Source organism: Eubacterium sp. 14-2 (assembly GCF_000403845.2).
Classification (GTDB): Bacteria; Bacillota; Clostridia; order Lachnospirales; family Lachnospiraceae; genus Petralouisia.
The window spans coordinates 787,644-813,506 of record NZ_KE159567.1 but is presented as its reverse complement, the minus strand read 5'-3'; the positions used below and the strand labels follow the sequence as shown (position 1 = coordinate 813,506).

General features: G+C 44.6%; 28 protein-coding genes. 5 read left to right on the top strand and 23 right to left on the bottom strand.

The window, feature by feature from the left end:
• Nucleotides 1-19 precede the first annotated feature (19 nt).
• The 4 genes from C805_RS10935 to C805_RS10925 all read right to left on the bottom strand — a co-directional run bounded on the left by C805_RS10935 (nucleotide 20) and on the right by C805_RS10925 (nucleotide 2,241).
• Entirely contained in the window at nucleotides 20-541 is a 522-nt protein-coding gene (locus tag C805_RS10935) for a DUF5720 family protein (RefSeq protein WP_016213893.1), read from the bottom strand.
• 194 nt (nucleotides 542-735) lie between these two features.
• Nucleotides 736-1,011 carry a hypothetical protein gene (locus C805_RS0104655; protein WP_022750969.1) on the bottom strand — a complete coding sequence of 92 codons (276 nt, stop codon included), beginning with the start codon at nucleotides 1,009-1,011 and terminating at the stop codon, nucleotides 736-738.
• Complete coding sequence (locus tag C805_RS10930; protein ID WP_016213892.1) at nucleotides 992-1,396, bottom strand: hypothetical protein; 405 nt, start codon at nucleotides 1,394-1,396, stop codon at nucleotides 992-994. The genes C805_RS0104655 and C805_RS10930 overlap by 20 nt, the downstream gene beginning before the upstream one ends.
• Before the next feature lie 17 nt (nucleotides 1,397-1,413).
• Nucleotides 1,414-2,241 (bottom strand): hypothetical protein, encoded by an 828-nt coding sequence (locus C805_RS10925; protein WP_016213891.1) that lies wholly within the window; start codon nucleotides 2,239-2,241, stop codon nucleotides 1,414-1,416.
• 152 nt (nucleotides 2,242-2,393) lie between these two features.
• Here C805_RS10925 and C805_RS10920 point away from each other — a divergent pair, with 152 nt between their 5' ends.
• Together C805_RS10920 and C805_RS26650 are read left to right on the top strand one after the other, a co-directional pair.
• Nucleotides 2,394-2,573: a hypothetical protein gene (locus C805_RS10920; protein ID WP_016213890.1), complete on the top strand. Its 180-nt coding sequence runs from the start codon at nucleotides 2,394-2,396 to the stop codon at nucleotides 2,571-2,573.
• Nucleotides 2,574-2,700: 127 nt separating this feature from the next.
• Nucleotides 2,701-2,877: a hypothetical protein gene (locus tag C805_RS26650; protein ID WP_016213889.1), complete on the top strand. Its 177-nt coding sequence runs from the start codon at nucleotides 2,701-2,703 to the stop codon at nucleotides 2,875-2,877.
• Nucleotides 2,878-3,139: 262 nt separating this feature from the next.
• Here C805_RS26650 and C805_RS10915 read toward each other — a convergent pair whose 3' ends face one another.
• The 4 genes from C805_RS10915 to C805_RS10900 form a co-directional block, all read right to left on the bottom strand.
• Nucleotides 3,140-3,937, bottom strand: coding sequence for a S1 family peptidase (locus C805_RS10915; protein WP_016213888.1), 798 nt, complete (start codon nucleotides 3,935-3,937; stop codon nucleotides 3,140-3,142).
• A 138-nt stretch (nucleotides 3,938-4,075) separates the two neighbouring features.
• Nucleotides 4,076-4,507 (bottom strand): hypothetical protein, encoded by a 432-nt coding sequence (locus C805_RS10910; RefSeq protein WP_016213887.1) that lies wholly within the window; start codon nucleotides 4,505-4,507, stop codon nucleotides 4,076-4,078.
• Nucleotides 4,508-4,571: 64 nt separating this feature from the next.
• Nucleotides 4,572-5,255: an MAE_28990/MAE_18760 family HEPN-like nuclease gene (locus C805_RS10905; protein WP_016213886.1), complete on the bottom strand. Its 684-nt coding sequence runs from the start codon at nucleotides 5,253-5,255 to the stop codon at nucleotides 4,572-4,574.
• Nucleotides 5,245-6,333, bottom strand: coding sequence for a DUF262 domain-containing protein (locus tag C805_RS10900; protein WP_016213885.1), 1,089 nt, complete (start codon nucleotides 6,331-6,333; stop codon nucleotides 5,245-5,247). The genes C805_RS10905 and C805_RS10900 overlap by 11 nt, the downstream gene beginning before the upstream one ends.
• Nucleotides 6,334-6,564: 231 nt before the next feature.
• Between C805_RS10900 and C805_RS10895 the strand changes: the two genes are divergently transcribed.
• Nucleotides 6,565-7,188 (top strand): chemotaxis protein CheC, encoded by a 624-nt coding sequence (locus C805_RS10895; protein WP_016213884.1) that lies wholly within the window; start codon nucleotides 6,565-6,567, stop codon nucleotides 7,186-7,188.
• A gap of 132 nt (nucleotides 7,189-7,320) precedes the next feature.
• On the opposite strand, the gene C805_RS10890 is transcribed toward C805_RS10895, so the two are convergent.
• The 7 genes from C805_RS10890 to C805_RS10860 all read right to left on the bottom strand — a co-directional run bounded on the left by C805_RS10890 (nucleotide 7,321) and on the right by C805_RS10860 (nucleotide 14,009).
• Nucleotides 7,321-8,115, bottom strand: coding sequence for an SDR family NAD(P)-dependent oxidoreductase (locus C805_RS10890; protein ID WP_016213883.1), 795 nt, complete (start codon nucleotides 8,113-8,115; stop codon nucleotides 7,321-7,323).
• 79 nt (nucleotides 8,116-8,194) lie between these two features.
• Nucleotides 8,195-9,448, bottom strand: a complete 1,254-nt coding sequence (locus C805_RS10885; RefSeq protein WP_016213882.1) for a hypothetical protein — start codon at nucleotides 9,446-9,448, stop codon at nucleotides 8,195-8,197.
• Between the two features lie 162 nt (nucleotides 9,449-9,610).
• Nucleotides 9,611-10,816: a bifunctional phosphopantothenoylcysteine decarboxylase/phosphopantothenate--cysteine ligase CoaBC gene (coaBC, locus tag C805_RS10880; RefSeq protein ID WP_016213881.1), complete on the bottom strand. Its 1,206-nt coding sequence runs from the start codon at nucleotides 10,814-10,816 to the stop codon at nucleotides 9,611-9,613.
• 27 nt (nucleotides 10,817-10,843) lie between these two features.
• Nucleotides 10,844-11,227, bottom strand: coding sequence for an aspartate 1-decarboxylase (panD, locus tag C805_RS10875; RefSeq protein WP_016213880.1), 384 nt, complete (start codon nucleotides 11,225-11,227; stop codon nucleotides 10,844-10,846).
• Nucleotides 11,228-11,266: 39 nt separating this feature from the next.
• On the bottom strand, nucleotides 11,267-12,118 hold the full coding sequence (gene panC / locus C805_RS10870; protein ID WP_016213879.1) for a pantoate--beta-alanine ligase: 852 nt from the start codon (nucleotides 12,116-12,118) through the stop codon (nucleotides 11,267-11,269).
• A 12-nt stretch (nucleotides 12,119-12,130) separates the two neighbouring features.
• A complete protein-coding gene (gene panB, locus C805_RS10865) occupies nucleotides 12,131-12,958 on the bottom strand; it encodes a 3-methyl-2-oxobutanoate hydroxymethyltransferase (RefSeq protein ID WP_016213878.1) in 828 nt (275 codons plus the stop codon).
• 10 nt (nucleotides 12,959-12,968) lie between these two features.
• Nucleotides 12,969-14,009, bottom strand: coding sequence for a Rossmann-like and DUF2520 domain-containing protein (locus C805_RS10860; protein WP_022750968.1), 1,041 nt, complete (start codon nucleotides 14,007-14,009; stop codon nucleotides 12,969-12,971).
• 238 nt (nucleotides 14,010-14,247) lie between these two features.
• On the opposite strand from C805_RS10860, the gene C805_RS10855 reads away from it, so the two are divergent.
• Nucleotides 14,248-14,736: a YfbM family protein gene (locus tag C805_RS10855; protein WP_016213876.1), complete on the top strand. Its 489-nt coding sequence runs from the start codon at nucleotides 14,248-14,250 to the stop codon at nucleotides 14,734-14,736.
• Nucleotides 14,737-14,987: 251 nt separating this feature from the next.
• On the opposite strand, the gene C805_RS10850 is transcribed toward C805_RS10855, so the two are convergent.
• Together C805_RS10850 and serS are read right to left on the bottom strand one after the other, a co-directional pair.
• Entirely contained in the window at nucleotides 14,988-15,830 is an 843-nt protein-coding gene (locus C805_RS10850; RefSeq protein ID WP_016213875.1) for a hypothetical protein, read from the bottom strand.
• Entirely contained in the window at nucleotides 15,827-17,119 is a 1,293-nt protein-coding gene (gene serS, locus C805_RS10845; protein ID WP_016213874.1) for a serine--tRNA ligase, read from the bottom strand. The genes C805_RS10850 and serS overlap by 4 nt, the downstream gene beginning before the upstream one ends.
• A 199-nt stretch (nucleotides 17,120-17,318) precedes the next feature.
• On the opposite strand from serS, the gene C805_RS10840 reads away from it, so the two are divergent.
• Nucleotides 17,319-18,707, top strand: coding sequence for an MATE family efflux transporter (locus C805_RS10840; protein WP_016213873.1), 1,389 nt, complete (start codon nucleotides 17,319-17,321; stop codon nucleotides 18,705-18,707).
• Nucleotides 18,708-18,735: 28 nt separating this feature from the next.
• Here C805_RS10840 and C805_RS10835 read toward each other — a convergent pair whose 3' ends face one another.
• The 6 genes from C805_RS10835 to C805_RS10810 form a co-directional block, all read right to left on the bottom strand.
• Complete coding sequence (locus C805_RS10835) at nucleotides 18,736-19,536, bottom strand: ABC transporter permease subunit (protein ID WP_016213872.1); 801 nt, start codon at nucleotides 19,534-19,536, stop codon at nucleotides 18,736-18,738.
• Nucleotides 19,533-20,462, bottom strand: a complete 930-nt coding sequence (locus C805_RS10830; RefSeq protein ID WP_016213871.1) for an ABC transporter ATP-binding protein — start codon at nucleotides 20,460-20,462, stop codon at nucleotides 19,533-19,535. Before C805_RS10830 ends, C805_RS10835 begins: the two co-directional genes overlap by 4 nt.
• A gap of 160 nt (nucleotides 20,463-20,622) precedes the next feature.
• Nucleotides 20,623-21,876, bottom strand: coding sequence for an ABC transporter permease (locus tag C805_RS10825; RefSeq protein WP_016213870.1), 1,254 nt, complete (start codon nucleotides 21,874-21,876; stop codon nucleotides 20,623-20,625).
• A 33-nt stretch (nucleotides 21,877-21,909) separates the two neighbouring features.
• Nucleotides 21,910-23,490 (bottom strand): hypothetical protein, encoded by a 1,581-nt coding sequence (locus C805_RS26645; RefSeq protein ID WP_016213869.1) that lies wholly within the window; start codon nucleotides 23,488-23,490, stop codon nucleotides 21,910-21,912.
• Complete coding sequence (locus tag C805_RS10815) at nucleotides 23,483-24,175, bottom strand: ABC transporter ATP-binding protein (RefSeq protein WP_016213868.1); 693 nt, start codon at nucleotides 24,173-24,175, stop codon at nucleotides 23,483-23,485. Before C805_RS10815 ends, C805_RS26645 begins: the two co-directional genes overlap by 8 nt.
• Nucleotides 24,176-24,199: 24 nt before the next feature.
• Nucleotides 24,200-25,672 carry an efflux RND transporter periplasmic adaptor subunit gene (locus C805_RS10810; RefSeq protein WP_016213867.1) on the bottom strand — a complete coding sequence of 491 codons (1,473 nt, stop codon included), beginning with the start codon at nucleotides 25,670-25,672 and terminating at the stop codon, nucleotides 24,200-24,202.
• Nucleotides 25,673-25,863: the final 191 nt, after the last annotated feature.

Sequence of the window (25,863 nt, the reverse complement as noted above, 5' to 3'; positions counted from 1 at the left end):
CTTTTTTATCATGGAAGTGTTATCTGTCATGTTCCGCTTTTTTGTCTGTATACAACTTTCCTGAAAGCACCGCCGCATGGCTACGGATTTTAATTTCCCCACGCTTTTCACTTTCTACAGCATTGCGGTATCTCTCGTCTGAAAGGAAGAAACGGTATCTTTCCCCTCTAAATCCTACAGGGCTGTCATTATTCAGCACATCAAAGATTACCATATGTTTCGTATCCTGCTGAAACCGTTCCCTTCCCAACATGTCATACCCCTGTAATACCGGTTGTTTTAACCATTCCTTTGCTTCATTCAGTCTCCACAAAACAGAACTCCTGCCATGTCCTATGAAATGCGCCTTATTCTCCGCTATGAATTGACTACATTCCGGTTCTGGAAACTTCTCCAATTTGTCGGCAGCATTCCTTATGATGATCCGTGTCAGATCATCTCTGGCTACTGACTGTCCGTTCCTTAAAGCCCTGACTGTTTCCTCTTTTGTTGTGGCTTCATATTTGTAAATCATCTCCAGTTCACTTTTTGTAAATCGCATGAATCCCTCCTTTTTCTGTCTGGCTTTTTTCTTGCCATTCTGTGATTCCTTTGTGAAAATGTATCCATAACATCATGCCTGATCAAGGGAAGCCTTTTTTTGCTTCCTACTATATAAGCCGATTGGGAATCGCTAGTGGGAAGGAAAATAGGATTATTTTTTGAAGTTTTTTGATTTTCCGTAATGTAAGACAATCACGCTGTGACTATTTTTAATAGGAACCAACTTGCATATTTGAAAAATATGTAGGGGCTGAGGGTATGGGGAGCAGAATCTCCATCAAGGTTGCCGGGCAAGAAAAAACTACAAAGTAGGTTTTGAGTTACTCTGGCGAAACTTGCTCTTATAAATTCCGTACCATTTCGTCTACCTGTTTTTACAGAAATGAAAAAAGCAGTAAATCCTGTTTCCATGGATTCACCACTTTTGTGGACTGCCGCTGATGCAGCGTTACTTCCTTTTTCTTTCATAATATCGTGCTATGAGACTGACAGAATCTTCTGGTACATGAAGTGCTTTGGAAATTTCTTTTACTGATTTCTTGTCAATGCAGTAATACCGGTAAACAATTGCCGCCAGCTCACATGCCTGTGCAATCAAAGTCCCTACCAGCTTTCCCATAAGGTCTGTATACTCCAAAAGATTCGTGCTTACCTCTGTACCGGAATTACGCAGAACCTGAGAAACTTCTGTTTCATCCGGATGCAGACCGTCCCTTTTAAGGCTTTCCTGGATAAACTCACGAAACATTCCCTGGTCCTTTTCCGACATCTGCGCATACAGCCAGATCAGTTCCAGGGATTCCAAGGGCATATCTGACGGCAGTGATGGTAATTGTATATTATTCGGTTTCATTTTTGTACCTCCTTTCTTCACTCCATCGTTCCTTCCGCTGCACTGGCAGCCCTAATTTTTATTTCACAAACACTGTCTTTCCATTCTGTTTTCAGGATATATTCTCCAATCTGTACCCTGCTTTTATCTTCCAACGGATAAAAAACATGCTTTTCCATATCAAGAAGCACAAGTTCTTCCAATTCCTGACCTTCCACTGCCTTCAGAATCTCTTTGACGCATTCATCACAAAACTGTTCTTTCATTTTATGGATGCTGATAATGCCTTTTCCTTGCTCTATTTTTGCAGAACCTTCTTTTCTTCCCGGACTTTTTAACATACGGATACGGGTCTGGCTGACCTCATCGTAACCGAATGCTACCTTTACGCTGCCCAGATTATCCCCCGGCCCTTCCCCCTGTTCAAACAGATCCAACACATACCATTCACCAGTATTTAAACTGACAAGAACTGCCTGTGCCGGACAGTTTCCCATACAGGCAGGACATTTTTCTGATGAATTTGGGATATACTGAATATATTGTTCCACATCCTCATTATAATCACTAAGAATAAAATCATTCCGTATTGTCCGAGCAATCCTGTCGTATTCATCCTCCGTGGCAGACCCCACATAGGATTTCATAGCATTCATAATTTTTTCCATATCTGCGGCATTCCGCCGGGCTGCCCACAGGTTACTGATTCCAAGAATCAATAACACCAATACAACTGTAAGAGTATTGACAACAAAATAGCCATACAGGAGAAAATGCTTATCCGTCTGGCTCAAATGTCCCTTCAAATCATCAGATTCCCTTCCTGTCCAAAACTTATCCCTCTTATCTTTTATTTTTTTTCGCATTTCTCTGTCTCCTACATCTTTCTTTTCACATATTCACCTGTTTTTTTCTACTCTTATACTATAAAGTGCTATCACTTAACTGTCAAGTGGCAGTATACTATTTTTAAAAAGTAGATTACCATTTATCTATACTAAAACTGGAGGACAGGAATATGGCAACCAATAAGAAAGTATTTACCTTACGTCTGTCAGATGAGGTATTTGATAAAATAGGTATTCTGGCTACAAAGGAGCGTCGTTCCATGACTAATTATATTGAATATGTATTAATCCAGCATTTGGAACAAATAGAAAAGGAGCAAGAACCAATCCAAACCATTACGATAGAATAAAAATTTCTTATTATACTGTCAGACTATATTCAGATAGAAAGTGCTATCACTTACCTGTCTAACGAATGTATATATTTTTTATATATTGGTTTATCATAAATTTATCCCCAGAATGGAGGGCAGAGATATGGCAACCAATAAGAGAGTATTTACCTTGCGCCTGTCAGATGAAATATTTGACAAGATAGGTGTCCTGGCAACGAACGAACATCGTTCTATGACCAACTATATTGAATATGTATTAATCCAGCATTTGGAACAAATAGAGAGAGAATATGGAAAAATAGAAACAGATGAAATATAATTTAGGGAGCGGCAACATTTTATGCTATCGCTCCTTGTCTGTAGATAAGCAAAAGAAAGCGAAACTGTCAACAGCGGGCATAGCCCGTTCATTCTGACTGTTGACAGTTTCGCTTTCTTTTGCTATTTACCCTCTATTGATAAATAAAATCTATTTTCTTCTAAAAATCATTTTCAAGATACGATCTCTATGATATCTTTGCGCAATAAATTAAACATTAGACTACTACTATATACTGGATTGAACTTTTACATCTTTAAAACTAATTATCAGTAGGCATACTATCAACTAATTCTTTGATGACCGTTGCTTTATAAACTATACCTAAGCCCAAAACTTCTTCTGTAAGTAATTGAGTTCCCGTTTGAATGGACTTTAATTGATTATTTCGTATCATAGTAGCTGATACAATACCTAATAATTTTATGTTTTTTCTTGTTAAATCTATTTGACCATTTTTAAAATTTTCGTATGACAAATCAATATAAACCGGACTTCCGCTTGATCCTGGAAACACTTGTGCATCAATAATAAAAACAGCATTTCCGTTATAATCATATTTTGGATGGCTGGCTATCAAGCCCATACGCACTAAAGGAAGATTATTTTTTTCATCATATCTATTATCTGGATACCCAATAAAATATACATTTTCTGCAACATTTAATTCAGGTTCATTAAATGTTGCTAACATATCATATGAAACATACTTAAAATATAACTGATTAGGTAGCATTATAAAAAGCCCTGTGCATTCTAAGATAGCTATATCTATATCAGGATCTGGATGAGATACAATGTTTTCTTTAATATTATTGATAGGAAAACGTATTATATTTCCTGTATCAGGATTATTATTTTTTAATTTTGTAAATGAAATAGCGATAGATTCTGCTTCACATAAAACATGCTTATTCGAAACCAGGTACATTTTATGTATATCATTTCCGACAGGTCTCTGTAATAAAAATCCTGTTCCTATCGAAAATAAACTATTGTTTTCATTGAAACATTCAATTCTCAATGTGGTATATAAAAGTTGCTCATAAATGTTACTCATTTTATATCCTCTATTTTCTTTATCATACTTCACATTATTCGACTCTGTTTTTTAATCTAATAAACAAGAATTATTCATTCATATTCTAATTGTAAATCGTCAGAAATGTCAAGGACGTTTATTTTTAAACTAAATATTTCACGCTTTTTTGTTAAATACGGAGAATTCTTCATAATCTGCCATATTGAAAAATTTCTCAATATCGTTATGGGGAAACAGCATCTCCATATAGAGGCTGCCCAGCAGTTCCTTCACCTGTTCCGAATCTACCTTTTCAATGGGAAGCTCTTTCAGCTCCATCTGGCGCAGATTAGCCAGAACTGCTTCTATCTGCTGTTTGTCCGGCGGCGCCTTTTCAAAGACAGGCACCGGTTCCGGAACCTGCTGCTGTTCTTCTTTCTCAGGCTGCAGAATTTCTCTGGTTTCCGGCAGCCGGTATACAAGATTCTTACATGTCTTCTCAAAACATTCCGGGTCGTATTTTGCAAGATATTTCAAATCTTCCACCGTCAGGGTATGTTTATTATGTATTTTAATATAAATATTCACAAGACGCGTATCTTTTTCCATGGCAGCCTCCCTTCTGTCCTTTGCTTATCTGACAATAAAGTACATATTATTTAAAACCAATATACTATTCTGCTTTTTTATACCTTTCATTGCAGGCATAATCATACAATAATCTTGTGACACCGGATAAAACACCCATTGTTCCGTTTTCCCATTTCTGAAACTCTTCTGCTGAAACACCGGAACGAAAATTCCCATGCGCAATAGAATTTCTACGATTTACAAGGGCGTCAATATCTGTCTCATACTCCTGAAACAAATCTACCGGGAGTCCCAGTTTATACAGATTTTTCTGTAATACAACATACCATAAATTTGACTCTGTGTTGATAATACTGTCATCTATCTCCAGATTTTCTCCCATGAATTCCTCGTATTGTGACATAAAATCCACACGTCTGAAAAACCTGTGCAAACCCGAATCATCCGGAAGTTCTCTTCTGAAAATTTCACATTTTCTGTCCAGATTATCATATGCATTAAATTCTTTATTCATGGAAGCAGCCTTTAAACCAACTTTTACCACTTCCCTGGTTAAGGATAAGGAATTGATATACTGCACATACATCTGTAAACTCAGCTTGATGTATCCTTCCAGATGAGAATACAAAATCAATACCAATGATTTGCGATATCTGCTCTTATCATTCTCTGAAATATAATTTAACTGATTTTTAAAAAAAGCAATTTCCTCCTGTCTCCAGGCAAGCTCGCTTTCTAAATTTGCTCTGAATTCATCAGCTGTCAAGTATCTCCTGCACTCCTTCCGTAAATATCCTTATCCTTGTTTTTACACCATTCACACTTCCTGTATTATAAAATTTCAGTTCCTCCCCGAATTTAATCTCATTCAGTTTATCAACTAATTTTGGTAAATTCCCGCATTCTATTAACGCATCAATCATTTTTGCAACTGAGACAAACATTCCGTCAAAATAATATAATACAAACTCTTTTTTGTATATTTCATTTTTCGTCTTTCCGGAAAAAGCATCTTCCCCAAATTTTTCAGCAAAAAATCTGGAAGTTTTACAGAAGATATCCCACTCCCTGTCACAGTTAAATTCCCGTTTACCGGTAGTAATGTCCTCCAGATAGTCTGTAAGATACTCTGTTACAGGATATTTATAACTCTCCAGGTCATTTTTCATGGCAAGATAGCGCAATACCAGTTCCTGCCTGTATTGCAGTCGTTCTCTTTCGCTTCCGATTCGAGATACGATTGTTCGAAAATCATTATTTTCACTGCACTTCTCCAGAAAATCTATTCCTTTAGAACCCAATATTCTCACAGTACAATTTCTGATTTCCTGTGCAGACAGCAATTCGCCTCCTGTATTTAACCGTTTAAACATATGATATTTAAGAGAAGGTTCGCTCTCCTTCCGGATTACTTCCATTCTTACAAAACTCCTCTTAATTTTTATCTGCAATGCTTTTGGTATAAGCTCAAATGTCAGACCATTCAGCTCAGGAACGATATCGCATCCACACAAAACCAGAGGCTTCTGGCTCTCATCTTCCAGCTTTTCTCCTCTGAAACGCAGATAACTGGATATCCTCTGCAAACCATCAATCAGCTCATACTCCCCATCTTTTATTTCGATTACAAATATAGGCGGAACCGGCATTTCCAGAATCAGCGATTCTATAAACCGGGATTGTTTTTCCGGTTCCCAGCGAAACATACGCTGATAATCCGGAGATATAATCAGTTCTTTATTCAGATACATATCATACAATTCATTAAAAGACACATCCAGGCTTCTGGTTCTGATATTTACTATCTGACTGTCAACATTTTCTATCAGGTTCTCGATTGCCATACCACTTATCCTTTCTTTCCTGTAACTGTTTCACAAATTTTTATTTATTTTGAAATATTCGTCCCCTTTTGTTTCCTCTTCTTTCTCTCATTATACACGAAAAACAACTGCAAAACAACGTTCCACAGCTGAATTTTCCGCCTGAAATCCCATACTATTTTTTCATATAAACTTTTCCTTTTTGCTCACTTTATGATATAATGGAAAAAAATTATTTAAGGAGAGATTCTTATGGGCGTAACAGACATTACCAAATTAGATGACATGCAGTTAAGTGTACTGACTGAAATTGGAAACATTGGTTCCGGCAATGCCGCAACGGCTCTGGCAACTTTACTGAATACCTTTGTAGATATAGAAATTCCCAACATCCATTTGCTTGATTTCGACGACGTTTCTCAGTATCTGGGCGGCCCGGATAATTACGCACTGGGACTGACCGTTATGTTAGAGGGGGATATCCAGGGAATGATGCTGCAAATCATACAGAAAGAATTTGCAGCAAAACTGATTAATACTTTTTATGAGAAAGAGATTGCCTCTCTGGATGATATCAGCGAAATGGATTTATCCGTAGTGCGGGAAATGGGCAATATCACCACTGCCGCTTATGTAAATTCCATTGCCAAAATGACAAATATTTTCATCAATATCACTCCGCCTCAGGATCACATTGATACCGTAGGCAATATTCTGTCCATCCCTTCCCACAATTTTAGCTCCCTTGGCAAAAAAGTGCTGTTTATTGACGAGAGTTTCTGTATCTCCGGCACACAGATTAAGGGCAGCATGATATTGATTCTGGAATATGCCTCCATGAATGTCCTGTTCCAGAAACTGGGACTTCCTGTTTAATATCCCTGATTCTTAAACAGTATTTACTGTTGTACAATGCAAAAGGCTGCCAGAACCGTTAAACATTCGCCGGTATGACAGCCTTTTTCTGACAGCCTCCGGCCTGGCAGATATTACATTCAGAAGTTCCTGTCAGGGCAGTTTACATCCTGCCTTTTTCCGGCTTCCGTATTTTTTCTTTTTCTGCTGACGGGCCGCTATCCGGATGTACAGCTCCTGGGGCAGAAATCGGCCCAGGGTCATTGCCAGCCGCACGGAACATTTGGGAACAATCACCGTTTTTCTCCGTTTCATCTGCTCATAGCCATAACGTGCACAGCTGGCAGCACTGATTCCAGGCAAAGCAAATTCCACATTTGCCACATCATTGAATTCCGTGTTGACAGGCCCCGGACAGAGGCAGCCTGCATAAACGGGGCTTTTCTCACTGCGCAGTTCCTCTGCAATCGCTCTTGTCAGACTTGTCACATAGGATTTAGAAGCATAGTAGGCAGCCATATAAGGTCCCGCAGGCATCAGTCCCGCACAGGAAGCCACGTTTAAAATATACCCGCTGTTCTGCTTCACCATTTTCCCCAGAGCCAGCTTTGTCAGAATATGAAGGGCCCTTACGTTTACATTCAGCATATCCAGTTCCTTCTGCAGGCTGCTGGTTTTAAAAGTGCCGAAATTTCCAAATCCCGCATTATTAATCCAGATTTCCACCGGTTTGTCTTTCACCGTCTGAAACAGCCGGTAACAGTCTTCTTTTTTTCCAAGGTCGGCTGTGACAATCTCACACTCTGTTTTTAAACGCTTTTTCAGACACTCCAGGCGTTCCTGTCTCCGGGCAGCCAGTATCAGGCTGTATCCCTCCTGTGCCAGTATTTTTGCAAATTCCGCTCCAATGCCGGAACTTGCTCCTGTAATTACCGCATATTTTTTCATTCACAGATTCCTTTCCTGTTGTTTCCAATAAACAGTACCGGCAGACTGCCACATTATCTATGGCTCCCGGTACAGATTTTCATGCTTCTGCCTGCCCCATATACTGCTGCCAGTATTTCCGCTCCTGATATGGCTGGTCTGAGGCAAGCCTGAGACAGATCTGCTCTGCTCTCCCATCTGCCCCTTTTAAAATTCCCCTCTGGTTCTGCCAGAACAGTCTGCTGCTGGAAAAGGCACAGATTCGGTCCACAGGGTACATGCATTTCAGATATTTCGGGGTGCTGTAACAGGTGGCGGAGGATTCAAACAGCAGATATGTGTTCTCTCCGTCACACACCAGCTCTTCTGCCATGGGAGGAAAATCGCAGGAATTATAACAATGATAAAGATTTCTCCCGGTGAAGGGGTCTTTCACTACCTGATAAAAATACATGTCAGAGTTAAAATACCTTCCTCTGGAGGTGGAAACTGCCATACAGGTTTCATTGCCCTGTTCCATAAAAGCAACTCCGTTGGCAAATCCCGGAATTATAATTTCTTCCTGCTTTTCCAGTGTGAACCGCTGTCCTTCTTCTGTAAGCTGCCTGTTCACTGTATAGCTTCTGAGCATTCCCATGCCACTGACACGGTTTGCATAAGTCCCCACCCACAGTCTGTTTTCATGCCAGGTCACAAAGGAGACCACTGCGCCGCAGGAGACATTCTGGTCGTATTCTGTAAGTTCGTAGCTGCTCTTTCCGGACTCTGCCGCCCGCCGGATGGTATCATAGGAAATTATACTGCACTGCCGGTCGGTACTTTTTGCAATCCAGATGTTTTCACCGTCAAAGGCCACGCCTCCCACATGGTTGATATCCGGAAGAACAATCGTGGTCAGAAGTTCCCTCTGCTGCGGATTCCGGTCAGACAGCACATACAATACGGAAGGGTTGACCTTGCGCCTGTTTTCTGATTTATTCCCCATAAAGGTTCCATTGTCATAGGCTGTCACCAGCATATAATCTCCGGCCACGCAGATTCCCTGGGGAACCATCTGATTACAGCTTTCTCCCAGAATATCCGTGGATTCCAGTCCCGGCACCGGAGTGGAATATTCTGCCTGGTACAGGGAGCAGAACATTCCGTAACGGTTCAGGGTATCCTGAAATTCTTTCTCATACCGAAACTGCATACCGGCAGGGAATTCTGAGGTCTGCACTGTTTCCAGATTTTTGAAAAAAGAAACGACCGCATGAAGTCCCTCTCCTGCTGTCAGGAGATACCATGCAGCCGCCGTCAGATATAATAATATACTGTATTTTAAAATGAAAGTTCTTTTTATCTGTTTACCCATACATTTTCCGCCTTTGTTGCTGTTTTACAACATTTCTGTCTTTTTTATAGTATAACCAACAAATCTATAGACAGCATTAACAAAAAATGTATATTTTGTAAACTTTTTTTGGCAAAATTCTCCAATATTCACAGGTTCTTCCGACATATAATCCGGAAAAATTTATTCAGGCAGCATATTCCGGATCAGGTTTAAAATCTCGCCGGATGCCTCCTCTTTGCTCATTCGCTCCAGCCGGATGGTATCTGTTCCGGTAATCAGGGTAAGGACATTGGTATCTGTTCCAAATCCTGCTCCCTCCACTTTCAGGTTATTGGCAGCAATCAGGTCAAGATGTTTCCGCTCCAGCTTTGCTCTGGAATTTTCCTCCAGATCTCTGGTTTCCATGGAAAATCCGCACAGTATGCCGCGGAAATCCCCTTCCTGTTTCATCCTTCCCAGCTCCGCCAGGATGTCTGCTGTCCGCTCCAGAATAATGGATGATGTGCCCTCTGATTTCTTAATCTTGTCTTCTGCCACCTCTGCGGGCCGGTAATCTGCCACTGCTGCAGCCTTGATAACCACATCCATCTGAGGCGCCCGGCTGATTACTTCCTGATACATTTCCTCTGCAGATACCACATGAACTGTCTCCACGAACATGGGGGGCTCCAGTCCCGCGACCCCGGTTACCAGCGTTACCCTGGCTCCTCTTAACATGGCTGTCCTGGCCAGAGCATATCCCATTTTTCCAGTGGAATGATTGGTGATATAACGCACCGGGTCAATGGCCTCCTGTGTGGCTCCGGCGGTGACCAGCACTTTCTGTCCGGCCAGGTCTTTTGGATAAGCCAGTTCTTTCAGAACATACCCCACCAGCACCTCCTCAGAAGGCAGTTTCCCCTCTCCGATATCGCCGTTTGCCAGCATACCTGTATCAGGAGGAATGATTTCGTAACCGAACCGTTCCAGTTTTGCCAGATTATCCTGAACAATGGGATTGCGGTACATGTTATGGTTCATGGCCGGAGCCACCAGAATTTTACAGGTGCAGGCCATTACCGTTGTGGTCAGCATGTCGTCTGCAATACCGTTTGCGACCTTTCCGATTACGTTTGCCGTGGCCGGAGCCACCAGAACCAGATCCGCCTGTTTGGCCAGCGCCACATGTTCCACGGAAAATTCAAAATTCCGGTCAAAGGTATCAGTCAGACATTTGTTACCGGTCAGAGTCTCAAATGTGGTGGCGGTGATAAAGTTGGCAGCATTCACTGTCATCAGTACATGGACATTGCAGTGGAGCTTTTTCAGCATTCTGGCCACGTTTGGCATTTTGTATGCCGCTATCCCCCCTGTCACCCCCAGCAATACGGTTTTTCCTTTTAACATATTGGATGTCCTTTCTCTTTTTTACTGTCAGGAAATCTGTCCGTGTTTTTCGTATGTGGTAATTCTGGAAATTTTATTCTCTTCATCCACAAACACCACCTGCGGCCGGAATTCCTTTGCTTCCTCCGGCGTCATCTGGGCATAGGCCATGATGATAATATGGTCCCCGGTCTGTACCTGTCTGGCTGCGGCCCCGTTCAGGCAGATCATACCGCTGCCCGGCTCTCCCATAATGGTATAGGTCTCAAAACGGTTTCCGTTCTCAATGTCCACAATCTGTACATTTTCATATTCCAGAATTCCGGCCGCCTTAAGAAGCTCAGGATCAACTGTGATACTTCCCACATAGTTCAGTTCCGCCTGTTTTACCACTGCCCGATGGATTTTTCCTTTTAACATTTTAAAATACATGGTTGCTCTCCTTTTTCAGCATACTGATTGCTGTGATATTCAGAAAACTGAATGATAACTGAAGTTGTCAATCAGCCTTGTTTTTCCAATATAGACTGCTGTAGCTGCCAGAATGGGGCCTTCAATGGTCTCCACCGGCTCCAGAGTTTCCCCGTCCACAAGTTCCACATAGTCAATTCGTGCAAGGGGCTCTGTTTTCATATTTTTCACAATGGCATTTTTTACTTTTACAGCATCTTTCTCTCCGGCCTGTATCATTTCCTCTCCAAGGCTCAGGGATTTGTGAAGGATCAGGGCCGCTTTCCGCTCTTTCGGATTCAGATAAGTATTGCGGGAGCTCATGGCAAGTCCGTCTTCTTCCCGGACAATGGGGCATCCCACAATGTCAATGCCAAAATTCATATCCCGTACCATCCGGCGGATCACCGCAAGCTGCTGGGCGTCTTTCTGGCCAAAATATGCCCTGTCCGGCGTTACAATATTGAAAAGTTTGGACACCACGGTGCACACCCCTCTGAAATGGGTGGGTCTTGTTTTCCCGCAGAGCCCTTTGGTCAGACGGTCCATATCCACAAACGTACAGTTATCGGAAAAATACATTTCTTCCGGTTCCGGATGGAAAATCACATCTGCCCCGGCTTCTTCACAGAGGGCCGCGTCACGATTAATATCTCTCGGATAGCTGGACAGGTCTTCATTTACGCCAAACTGAGTGGGATTTACAAAATCGCTGACCACCACTCTGTCGTTCTCGCTGACTGCTTTCACAATCAGACTTTTATGACCTTCATGGAGGTAGCCCATGGTGGGTACCAGTCCAACGGAATGGCCTTCTCCTCTCCACCATTTTACAATGGAGCGTAATTCTTCTATGGTTGTTACAATCTGCATGGTTTCCTCCCTCTAATACAGTTTTTCTATTACATCATCATCTATTTTAAAAGTATGTTCCGGTGCGGGGAAAGTCCCTGCTTTCACTTCTTCGCTGTATTTCCGGAAAGACTCTTTCATCAGAGTGCCCGCCTCTCCGAAACGTTTGACGAATTTCGGCCTGAAATCACCGAACATGGCAAGCATATCCTGATAAACCAGTACCTGTCCGTCGCAGTCCGGGCCTGCGCCGATTCCAATGGTGGGAACATGGAGTTTCTCTGTCACCAGTCCGGCCAGTTTTGCCGGTACGCATTCCAGTACCACAGCCACTGCCCCGGCTTCTTCCACAATCAGAGCATCTTCCAGAAGTTTTCTGGCTGCCGCTTCTGATTTGCCCTGTACCTTAAATCCGCCGAATGCATTTAAAGACTGAGGTGTCAGCCCCAGATGGGCAACTACCGGAATGGACGCGTTGGTAATGGCCCGGATATGATCTGCAAATTCCCGGCCTCCCTCCAGCTTAACCGCCTGTGCCCGGCCTTCTTTCATCAGTCTTCCCGCATTGCATACCGCATCATACACTGAGGTCTGGTAAGACATAAAAGGCATGTCTGCCACAACCAGTGCATTTTTTGCGCCCCGGGCCACTGCTCTGGTGTGATGTATCATATCTTCCATGGTCACAGACAGGGTATCTTCGTATCCCAGCATGACCATGCCCAGGGAATCTCCCACCAGAATCATATTGATGTCTGCTTCGTCAATTAATTTTGCCATGGAATAGTCGTAGGCAGTCAGCATGGTGACTTTTTCCCCGCGTTCTTTGGCTTCCCGTATGGTTACAACTGTGTTTTTCATGGTTCTTTCCTCACTTGCTTTCTAATATCTGTTTCATGGTTTCATAACTGCGCTCCGGATTCTTTTTCTCTGCAAGCTCCGTCACCACAGTCCCCACTGCCCGGTAAGCGGATTCCCACCGGGGCCTGTCCATGTGTTCCAGATGTTTTCGGACAGTTTCGGTATCATTGCGCTCAATGGGTCCGGTCAGTGCCTGTGCGCATCCGCGGTATCCTGCCTTCTGTCCGGTACAGCCTGTATCTTCTTCCTGCAATGCTTTTTCAAAAATGGATGTTACATTATTTTCCACCAGGGGCTTTAACAGCTCGTATGCGGATGTTTCCGAAATCCCGGCTTCCTTCATAAGCTCCACCGCCATGGAAATCAGCCCCACCACCTGATTGCTGGCAATACTGGCAGCGGCATGATATTTCACTTTTTCCGAAGTGGAAATTTCCACGATCCGGTTAGGCAGCAGTTGAAAAAGTTCCTGCATTCTGGTCAGTGCTGTCCGACAGCCCTCCACCGCAAAGGCTGCACCTGTTAAATTCTGATAAGCTGTGAATTTATTGCTGAACGCGTAAATCGGATGGACAGAACAGACATATGCGCCTGTCTCTTCCCAGTTTGAAAATATATCACTTGATAAAGAACCACTAAAGTGGCAGATGACTTTTCCTTTCACATTTTTTCCTGCAATGCAATCCCATACCTTTGAGATTTCTCCGTCTGTGGTGGTAATAAAAAGGGTATCGCTTACTTCCATCAGTGAATCCAGTGTTTTAAAATATTCTGTGCCTGTAAATTCCGCAGATTCCCGCCCGCTGGCTTCGGTTCTGCTGTAAAAGCCCGTGACACATGCACCGTGGTCTTTCACATATTTCCCCAGGGTGGTCCCTACTTTTCCGGCACCTGCAATTCCTATCTGCATATCCGCCTCCATTTCCCGCCTGCTAGCTTCCGTGTTCCCATACTGCCGGGCCCATGGAAGCAATTTCTGTTCTGCTTTGTCACGCTGCAAAAATGGAAAAGGCTTCTCATCAAAACGCCACAAAACCCTGCCGGTTGTCATGGCTGCTATCAAAGTGATACAGTTTCTTTTCGGAATACCGTTCGTCAATAAATTAACACAAACAGGGGATTTTTACAATAGGAAATGGAAGATTACATGTACAAAATCAAATACCTGTTGTTTTACAGATGCCTGTCCTGTATAATACATATAAAAGCAGGAACCGACAAAAATTTTGCAATGATTTGCCCTGCCGGATACGGAAACACGGCCGGGTACAGAGAAAGGACAGACCGCTATGGGAATGACTGGTTATTTTTTCAGAGCAGACGATGAAACTTTACGGAAAATTAAAAATGGCTCCACCGCAGATATTGTATTTCACAGTGATATGGAAGATTATCTTCTGGATATTGATAAAACCTGGCACGCCATTCATTTCACGATTACAGGATGTCCCTATGACGGAAATGAAAATGACGTTTTAACCTGCCTGATCTTTGGCCAGGATCCGGTCAATGACGATGACCTGGGTTATGGTCCTGCCACGACAGTTGAAAAAGAGACTGTGGTTCAGATATCCGCTGCTCTGAAAGAATGGGATAAAGAGAAATTCCATGAAAAATTCAACCTGCAGAGCATGATTGAACATAATATCTACCCTGTTATGGCAGAGGAAGACGAGGAAGAATTTTTCACTTATGTGTGGGAATATTTTGTGTTCCTGAAAGAATTCTACCAGAAGGCAGCCGATGAAGGCCAGTATGTTCTGACTTTCATCTGTTGATCCAAATAAAAAAGAATGCGCCATGCGCATTCTCCGCCTGCGGCGGGTCGCTTTAGCGACATATTTCTTTTCCGCCGCAGTGCGATAATTATTTTCTCTTATAGGAAATCCAACGGAATTTCCTATAAGAGAACAAAGCGGACAGGTCCGCTTCAACTCCCTGAATCCCTCACTCATGAGGGACCTGGGCACTTTGCTGCGCCATTTGCGGTGCGTCAGAGCATACGCAGTATGCTAAACGTAGCACTGGTTCACTGAAACAGTTCCTGTATGCTGCTGATTCCCTCCCACAGCCTTGCATACTGCTGAACATCCCGGTCAGTCATCCGGTCATCCGGCACCGTGACTTTCTCCGTATCTCCAAATACAAATTTACCGTTGTAAACTGCCGCTGCCTGTCCTTCTGACTGGTCAGAAGCCTTCACCCTGACAGCAGGCCGGTCTTTCTCTTTTCCGGGTTCCAGCAGAATCCGGTAATTTTCCAGCTCTATTTCAAACTGCCGCTGTCCGTCCGCCCCTCTTTTCCGTTTCATTCCCAGGAAGATACGAAACAGCTCCAGAGGGCTGTTTTTCTGATTTTCCGTCAGTTCTTCTGACTGAAACAGGTCTTTCAGATCCACATGGAACATTTCTTCCACCTGTGCGGTGGAAAGAAAGGCGCCATACCCCCATTCCGGCACTGCTCTGCCCAGCAGAGGATGCTGCTCAAGTACATTATCCCGGATTGTATTATACAGCATTTCCACATTGAGGTATCCTTCTTCCTGCTGAAAGTATACCTCTGTCACAGGCTCCTTCCTGCCCTTACAGTAAATCTGTCCAAATGCTGTTCCATCCGATACCCTTCCGTCTATCTCCCAGGACAGAGCGGAATTTTCTCCTCCGGTCAGAATCAGAGACAAGATATCCACAAGCTGCTTCTGCTGTTCTGTGAGATTTTTTTCCTCCAGATCCACCGACAGCTCATACTCAAATTCTGATACGTCACCCAGCAGAAAAGCTGTCTGAATCAGAGGCGCTGCCCAGATTGCAAGACACAATAACATCAGAAGAACCGAAGCTCCGATTCCGGCCCAAATATACTTTTTCTTCATGATTTTTCCGGCGGAACAATTTTATCCTGGCCGCCCATATAAGGACGCAGCGCTTCCGGTATCTTCACGCTTCCGTCCTCACATAAATTATTTTCCAGAAATGCAATCAGCATACGGGGAGGAGCCACCACCGTGTTGTTGAGAGTATGGGCAAAATACTTGCCTTCTTTGCCGTTCACGCGGATTTTCAGCCTCCGGGCCTGAGCGTCTCCAAGATTGGAACAGCTTCCCACCTCAAAATATTTCTGCTGTCGGGGAGACCAGGCTTCCACGTCAACAGATTTCACCTTCAGGTCTGCCAGGTCGCCGGAACAGCACTCCAGCGTACGCACCGGAATATCCAGAGACCGGAACAGATCCACGGTATTCTGCCACAGCCTGTCAAACCACATGGGGGATTCTTCCGGTTTGCAGACCACAATCATCTCCTGCTTTTCAAACTGATGAATACGGTATACCCCTCTCTCTTCAATGCCGTGCGCTCCCTTTTCCTTGCGGAAACAGGGGGAATAGCTGGTCAGAGTCTGGGGAAGCTGCTCCTCGTTTAAAATGGTGTCAATGAATTTTCCAATCATGGAATGCTCACTGGTTCCAATCAGATACAGGTCTTCTCCTTCAATCTTGTACATCATGGCGTCCATTTCCGCAAAACTCATAACGCCGGTTACCACATTGCTGCGAATCATAAAAGGCGGCACACAGTAGGTAAAGCCTCTGCTGATCATAAAGTCTCTTGCGTAGGAAATTACCGCGGAATGCAGTCTGGCAATATCTCCCATCAGATAGTAAAAACCGTTGCCGGCCACCTTTCTGGCGCTGTCAAGATCAAGGCCCTGAAATCTTTCCATAATTTCCCCATGATAGGGAATTTCAAAATCCGGTGTTACCGGCTCTCCGTATTTCTCCACTTCCACATTTTCGCTGTCGTCTCTGCCAATGGGTACGGAAGGATCTATGATATTCGGAATGGTCATCATAATTTTCGTTACTTTTTCCTGCAGTTCCCCTTCCATTTTTTCCAGTTCAGCAAGACGCTCTGCTCCTTTATTTACCTGAGCTTTCACTTCTTCCGCTTCTTCCTTCTTCCCCTGGCCCATCAGAGCCCCTATCTGTCTGGAGAGCTTTTTACGCTCTGCCCGGAGGGCATCTGCCTCCTGCTGGGTCTTTCTGGCCTGAACATCCAGCTCTATGACTTCATCCACCAACGGCAGTTTGCTGTCCTGAAATTTGTTCCGGATATTCTGTTTCACTGTTTCCGGATTTTCTCTTAAAAATTTTAAATCAATCATGATTTCCTCCTTCATCTACTGAGCTTTCCCATTAGTATAGCGGATTTCCCATAAAATTACAACTTTTACCCACATAATTGTAAACAATCAATTGACAAATACAGGAATATAGAACTAAAATTTACAGGTGAAACTATTTTAAAACACGATTCGGGTGCTTCTGCACCTGAGCCGCAAAAAGAAAGAAGGTCAGATACAAATGAAAGAAAATCCTCTTGGATACCAGAAAATACCTGTGCTGCTGAGGCAGTTTGCCATTCCCTCCATTATTGCCATGGTGGTCAGCTCTCTGTACAACATTGTAGACCAGATATTTATCGGACAGGGCGTGGGATATCTTGGAAATGCGGCCACCAACGTGGCCTTTCCGATTACCACCATCTGTCTGGCCGCTGCCCTTCTGGTGGGAGTGGGCGGCGCGGCAAAGTTTTCCCTGGAACTGGGCGCCGGCAATGTAAAAGAAGCCCGGCAATGTGTGGGAAACATGTTCTGGATGGCGGCCGCTTTCGGACTTGTCATCTGCCTGGCGACAGAAATTTTTACCACTCCGATGCTTTATGCCTTCGGCGCCACGGAAACGGTTATGCCTTACGCCTACAGCTATGTGAAAATCACCGGTATGGGGATTCCGTTTCTGCTGCTCACCAATGTGCTGAGCAATATTATCCGTGCTGACGGGAGCCCCGGATATTCCATGATCTGCATGGTAGTGGGCGCAGTGGTAAACACCATTCTGGACCCCGTTTTTATTTTCGGATTTCATATGGGCGTAGCAGGCGCAGCCTGGGCCACTGCAATCTCTCAGGTTATTTCCTTCCTGATTGCCCTCAGGTATTTATTTCACTTTCAGACCGTTACCCTGGGCATGGATTTTTTCAGCCTTTCTCCTCAGAACTGCGCGGCGATTGCCTCCCTTGGCATCAGCAACAGCCTGAACCAGCTGGCTATCACCCTGCTGCAGATTGTGCTGAATAATTCCCTGACTCATTATGGCACACAGTCTGTCTATGGCCCGGATATTCCCCTTTCCGGCGCAGGCATTGTCATGAAAGTCAATTCCATTGTCATCGGCGTACTGGTAGGCCTTGCCCAGGGTTCCCAGCCCATTCTGGGCTTCAACTACGGTGCGAAGCAGTACGACCGGGTAAAAGCCCTTTATAAACTGGAAATCAAATGCTCTTTTGTTATGTCGGTACTTTCTTTTATTGTTTTCCAGTTTTTTCCCCAGTACATCATTTCGCTGTTCGGCTCCGGCGAAAAGCTGTACATGGAATTTACGATACGTTTCATGCGGATCTTCCTGATGATGGTGATTATAAACAATGTGCAGATGTTGTCCGCCAGCTTCTTTTCCGCCATTGGAAAACCCATGAAAGGCATATTGCTGTCTCTGTCCAGACAGGTGCTTCTGCTGATTCCGCTGATTCTGATTTTCCCGCTGTTCTGGGGACTGGACGGCATTTTATTTTCCGCACCGGCAGCGGACACCGCCGCATTTTTTATCAGTATCTTTGTGGTGCGGAAAGAATTTTCTGACATGACCAGGCTGGAAAACTGCAAAACCGATTTAACGGAATGCCAGCAGTAACCAGCCGCAGATAACGGGCTGTTTTGCTTTACAGGGAGATATCCCGCCGACAGAACCTTATGGCTCCCACTGCAAACAACCCTGCGGCAATTCCCAGAAGAACCCCATTCTGAATGGGAAAAACCATATTTTCCTTCAGAATTTCTTCTGCAGGCAGCAGGGAATAAATGGTTGCGTACTTCAGCTTTTCCAGTTTTTCTCCCATATTGGAAATCATCCGGAACAGGAAAAACAGCACCGGTATCCCGGCCCCTGTCAGGTAGTAAGCCTTACTTTCACTGACGCAGCAGGCTGCAAAAAAGACAATTCCTGTCACTGCAGTCTGCAATAGCAGGGTGCTGAAATTCAGTGCCAGATATCTGCCCGTATCCAGTTCTCCCGGAAACATAATTTCACAGCCTGCCACCCCCACTGCTGTTATCAGAACGTGCAGCAATACCATCCACAATACCATGGAGCAAATCTGGGTAAGGATGATTTTTTTCCTGGAATTGGGAGTGGCCAGAAGATTTGCCAGGGTTTTGGATTCTATCTGACTCATCAGCAGTTTCTGTACCATAATCAGAATAAAAATCAGGGGAAACAGCAGCATGATAAATCCATACAGGTAAATCTGTATCCATTCCAGCAGGTCAGAGGCAATTCCCGTCATGCCCACAGCCGCCATCATCTCCGGCAGCGCCTGCTGATATCCGCTCAGCATTTCGGAAAGTTCCGGGTTATACATATAAACAATTACTGTGGTGTACAGACAGAGCACTGCAAAAATCACCAGAAAAGGCATAAGGCAGACTCTGATATTTCTTTTAAGCAAAGGCACTGATATCATTTTTCCCACCTTCCTTTCTTCTGTGAAACATCTTCTTCATAATACTGCAAAAACAGTTCTTCCAGGCTCTGGTTTCTGGCTTCCAGGTCTTTTACTCCATAAGAAGCAATGGTGATCAGCGCATCCGGCAGACTGCCGGATATGGTAAACTCCGCCTGATTCGGAAGAAGTGTTTCTCTGGTTCCCGGATGACTCCATTTCTGAATTCCCGGCTCCCTCAGGAACCTTTCTGCGTCCTCCTTCTGCTCCAGCGTCACCAGATATATTTTCTTTCGCTTTCCTGTCAGATCTTTCATATTTTCCACTGCGGCAATCCGGCCGGAACGGATAATGGCTGTCCGGTCGCAGGTTTTTTCGATTTCCTCAAAAATATGGGAGGACATCAGTATGGTAGTCCCTTTCTTCTTTTCCTCCAGAATCAGTTCCACAAACGTATTCTGCATCAGGGGATCCAGTCCGCTGGTAGGCTCATCCAGAATCACAATCTCCGGGCCATGCATAAACGCATTTATAATTCCCACTTTCTGCTTCATGCCTCTGGACATTTTCTTTATCTTCCCCTGGGGATTCAGCTCAAACCGTTCCATCAGATCTTTCATCACCTTCCGGTCTTTCATTCCTTTCAGATCCGCCATAAATTTCAGAAATCCCAGCCCGGTCATATCTTCCGGAAAAGCCAGTTCTCCCGCAAGATATCCGGTTCGCTGCTGAATTTCCCAGGCCTGTCTGAAACATTCCTTTCCCATCATCTGGCAGTTTCCCCCATCCGGCCGGATAAATCCCATAAGCTGGCGGATAGTAGTGGTTTTTCCCGCCCCGTTGGGCCCCAGGTACCCGAACACTTCTCCCTGCGGAACAGAAAAAGAAAGATCAAACACACCCTTTTTATTTCCATAATCTTTGGTAACATGCTCCAATTTAATCACTTTTTTCCCTCCAGATCTCTTTTTTCCTTCCGCTGTTTCAACAGCCGGTTCATCTCCTCTGTTTCCTCCCGGTACACTTTTTCCGGAAGAGCCTGACTTTTTCCGGAAAAAGATGTGCCACATCAATATGGCACACCTGAAATTTTAATAACTGTGAATTTTATTCATGACGAAGGGCGTCAATGGGATTCAGATTGGCTGCTTTGTATGATGGAAGCAGTCCGAAAATAATCCCGATGGCCATGGAAAATATAACTGCCAGAACTGACGCCGGAACACTGATAGCCACCAGCGTACTGGTTATTCTTGAAATAACCTCTGCCAGGATAATTCCCACAATGACCCCGATCAGGCCTCCCAGGCTGGTAAGCACTGCCGCTTCTGTCAGAAACTGCCCCAGAATCTTACCTTTTCTGGCCCCAATCGCTTTCTTCAGGCCAATTTCCTGTGTACGCTCCGTAACAGACACCAGCATGATATTCATAACGCCGATACCGCCTACCAGCAGAGAAATTCCTGCAATCCAGATTAACATGGTATTGGTGGACTGGCTGAGTTTCTGAATATCTTCCGCCTGTTTCAGCAAATCGTCAGCCTTGTATTTTAACGTTTCATCGGTTGCATTCAAACCGGTATTCAGAATATTGGAAGCATCTTTTCCCGCAACTGTCATATTGTCCACACTGTCCAGCTTCAGGATAACCGACTGAGGCTCGTCATACCCGTACAGTACAGGCCAGGCAGTATCCGGTACATACACTGCACCGCTGCTGGATTCCGCATAGGTATAATATTCCTCAATGCTGTTGATGACCGGCTCGAATCTGGTGGACTTCGCAATCACTCCGATTACTGTAAAAGGCTCTTTCTGAATTTCCACTGTTTTTCCCACAGGATCCGTGCCCTGAAACAGAGTTTCAGCAGAATTTTCATCCAGCAATACCACTTTGCGGAATTTACTATAATCAGACTCGCAGAATCCCCGGCCCTGTTTGATAATATAGTTGCAGGTATCCAGATAATGCCTGTCAATGCCACAGATTTTTCCTCCGGACATGGCGGTATTCTGATAATACACTGCCTGGTAAGTTTCCCTTGAAGTGTACAGGGCGACATCTTCCACATGGTCCAGTTCCAGCATTTTTTCCCGTGTTTCTTCTGAAATGACCGGCACACCGTCCGGTACGCCGTAATAATCTATTTCATAACTGTTATCACCCTGATAAAGCCTTACATTTACTGTATTATCCCCGGAACCGATTAAGTTCTCCTTAATCTGCTCATTGGTCCCCTTGATGGTGGACACAATGGCAATAATTGCCGCAATACCAATAATAATGCCCAGCATGGTAAGAAAGGAACGCATTTTATGCGACCACAGTCCCTGAAAGGACAGTCTGATATTTTCTAACATCTGTTTTTCTCCTTCATTCTATGTCCGCTCTGACTATTCACTGCCTTCAACTTTGATGCCTTCCTTTGCGGTTTTTCCATATGGAAATGCAATTCTGTCACTTTTTGACAATCCTGACAGAATCTCCACAGACTGGCCCCAGATAGTTTTTCCGGTTTTTACATACTGTTTCACCAGACGATTATTTTCATCCGCTTTCAGCACATACTTCTTACCATCTTCTTCCCGCACAAAAGCCTTATCCAGGTAAATACCGTCTGTTTCCTGCGTATTCGACATGGTCAGATCCACATACTCTCCGTTGCGCAGCCCTTCCGTGTCTTCAATATAAGCGGTGTAGGGATAATAGGACACATTTGGGTTCCCCTCCCCGTAGGCGTTGCTGTTCTCCTGGGGGTAACTGGAAATCTCCGTAATTCTGGCTTCAAAGCTCCTGCCGCTTTCCCAGGAACTGGCATAAATTACCTGCCCCACTTTTACCTCACCAAGCTGCAGTTCGCTGAGAGAACCGCTTACATACAGTCCCTCAGAACCTGCCACCGTAAGAAACGGTTCATCCTTAGGCGGGTCATCCTTATCCCCCAGGTCTTTGACAATGCCATTTACCGTGGCTTTTACCACACCGTCGCCGGAAACTTTTTTCATCTGTTCCAGCTCCAGTTCTTCTTTTCTTCTGCTCAGATCCAGGTCACGGATTTCCTCTTCCTTTTCCCGGATTCTTTCTGCCAGTTCTTCTGCTGTGTATCCTTCCGGAATTTCCGGTTCTTCCGGCTCCTCAGATTCTTCCGGAATTTCCGGTTCTTCCGGCTCTTCCGGCAATTCTGTATCTTCATCCGTAATCTGGGATTTTGTTTTTACCGACCATTTGGAATCATCCGCCATCTGAGGAAATCCGCTGTCACCGCTGATTTCCCAGGAACTGATCAGCTTTCCCGTCAATACATTTTTTTTATGTATTTCCAGGCTCACATAAACAGGTTCATCTTCATCTTCCGAAAGGCTGTTGATAAATTCTCCCAGCACATAACAGTCCGGCATACACAGATAAATATAAGGCTTTTCTTCTGTGCCTTTTCCTTTGGTTGGTTTGGATGCACTGGTAATATAATTATAGGCTTCCCCGGTTTTTTCCGGAGGCAGCGCCGGTTCCGGCTCAGGTTCCGGCTCCGGCTCAGGTTCCGGAATATCCGGCTCTTCCGGCCTCGGAGCAATGGGCGTGGTATTCTTCAGACGCTCCAGCTGCTTTTTTGCCCCCTCCAGCCTGCTGTTTATCGTAGAAACGTCCAGTTCTTTCATTTCCAGTTCCAGATTGGACATGGTCATGTCATAAGAAATCAGGGGATCTCCCACAGAAACGGTCTGTCCCTCTTCTACATGCACTTCTGAAATGGTTTTCTCATCCAGCGCATAGACATCCTGGGACTGGTCGTTGGTTACCATTCCGGAACTGCTGGTTTCCTCTCCGTAATAGTAGGAACTGAGGTCTGACACATACTGTACCTCTGCTGTAGTGTTGCCTCTCTGATAATTCTGATATACTTTTATTCCGGCAAAGACTCCAATTCCCACAACACCAAGAGATATCACAGTAATAATAATTCCTTTTTTATGCATTCTCTCCCTCCCTGCCGCTTTCTTCCGTAATCATTCCATCAATAATGTGTACAATTCGTTTCGCCCTGGAGGCAATATTTCTGTCATGGGTAATCATCACGATGGTCACCCCTTCCTCGTTCAGTTTCTGAAACAGCTCCATAATCTGTTCTCCTGATTTGGAGTCCAGCGCTCCTGTGGGCTCGTCTGCCAGAAGAATTTTGGGACTGTTTACCATGGCTCTGGCAATTGCCACACGCTGTTTCTGACCGCCGGACAACTGGGTGGACTTAAACGTCACACGATCTCCCAGTCCTACTCTCTCCAGCGCCCGGACTGCCCGCTCCTTCCGTTCTTTCTTCTTAATGCCCGCGTAGCTTAAGGGCAGCGCAACGTTGTCCAGAGCACTCTGTCTGGAAAGAAGGTGAAAACTCTGAAACACAAATCCAATGCTGCGCAGCCGCAGGTCTGACATTTCTCTGTCCTTACATTTCAGTACATCTTCTCCCGCAAGCTGATAGGCTCCTGAAGTAGGTCGGTCCAGGCAGCCGATAATATTCATCAACGTGGTTTTTCCGGAACCGGAAGGCCCCATAATGGCCACATATTCCCCTTCTTCCACCTGAAGGGATATGTCTTTCAGTACCGGAACCACCAGCTTATCCTGCTGATAATCTTTAAATATGTTCTGCAAATCCAATATCATTTCTGTTTTTCCCTCCGGTTTCTGTTATTCCTCCTGGTCCCCGTCTTCTGAGCCGCCGTCCGCATCTTCTCCGGAATCACTGCCGTCATCTTCTCCGGAATCTTCGTCCGAATCGCCTTCTCCTGTGTCCCCGGAACCTTCTTCTGATGAATCTTCCATTCCGTCTTCCGTCAGTTCCTCCGGAGCTGTTCCGTCTTCGGTCATGTTATCCATCAGGAATCCGTCATCCATCATTTTTCCATCTTCGGTCATTTCACCATCTTCGGTCATTTCTCCGTCTTCTCCTTCCGGATTGTACAGAGGAGAGGTATAATCCACTTCTGCGGGATCTGTAACAGTAGTTACCCCTTCATACAGTCCTTCCATGGGAAATGCAATGGCGTCTTCCTGGGTAAGTCCCGACACAATCTGATATTCTCCCAGATTTTCGTCGTATTCTCCCAGTTCCACATCACGTTTTTCCAGACGGTTTTTTCCATTGTCCGCCCACACCCAGGTCTTTCCTTCTTCCTGCACAATATAACCTTCAAACAGCCAGATACCCTCTTTCTGCTCTGACTGCCCTTCATCCAGTTCAATAAACAGGTGCTGCCCCATCATGAGTCCTTCTGTGGAATCCAGTGATACATAAAAAGGATATTTGGTGGCTTTTTCCACCCCGCTGTCGCTCCCCATCATATAATCCTGACTGTCATCCCCGTCTCCTGCTTCATTCTGAGTGTCAATTTTGGTAATTTTCCCTGACCAGGTCTGGTTTTCATCAATTCTGGAACGAAGAATTACTGACTGCTCCACGGAAAGGTTCTGTACATTGGTTTCACTGACTGTTCCTTTCACCCGGTAATCTCCTGATGCAAGCACCGTCATGTAGGCAGCGGATTCTCCCATGGCGTCTGTGCCTGATTCATTGATGGATTTTACCACTCCTGCAATCTTGCTGGTAATCACTGCTTTCTCTATGGATTCTTTTTTCTTTTCAATTTCTGCTTTTTTACTTTGAATGTTGTATTCTGTCTGCTTGATGCTGTTCTGTTTCTCCTGAATCTCCGCTGTATACTCAAATTTGTCTTCTTCCGGCGCTGCGTTTTTCTCACGGGACAGCTGATTAATCTGGCTCTGCAGGTTGGTAATGTCATTCTGCATTCCCTCCAGATCCAGCTCCGCCTGCTGAATTTCCCCCTCAGCTTCTTCCATATCATATTCAAACAGAGGGCTTCCTTCTTCCACCATGTCGCCTTCTTTTACAAAAACTTCTTTTATTTCTTTTTCCCCGTCTTTATTTACTTTCCAGGTCTCCTGTGCTTCCACTACGCCGGTATAGCGATTCTGGCTCCCGGCCCCCACAGACGTCAGGGATGCTACGGATTCCACATATACTTTATCCGCACTGTTTCCTGCACCGGTATTCCCTTTCAGAAAATACCAGGCTCCTCCCCCTGCGGCTGCCGTGATTGCCACAACTGCTGCAACAATAATACCCACTTTCTTTTTGTTCATGTTTTTCCTCCTATTACTTAACCGGTAATGTCTGCCGAACCACAGGAGGTCCGGTAAAATATGTATCATTCCGCCTGTTGTCCAGTAAACATCTTATCATAAAATGGTGATAAATCCTAATAAAATTTATTAATATTTTCTTAAATGAAGAAGAATTTTCCCTGCCGGCAGCTTTTGATACAGCAGTTCGC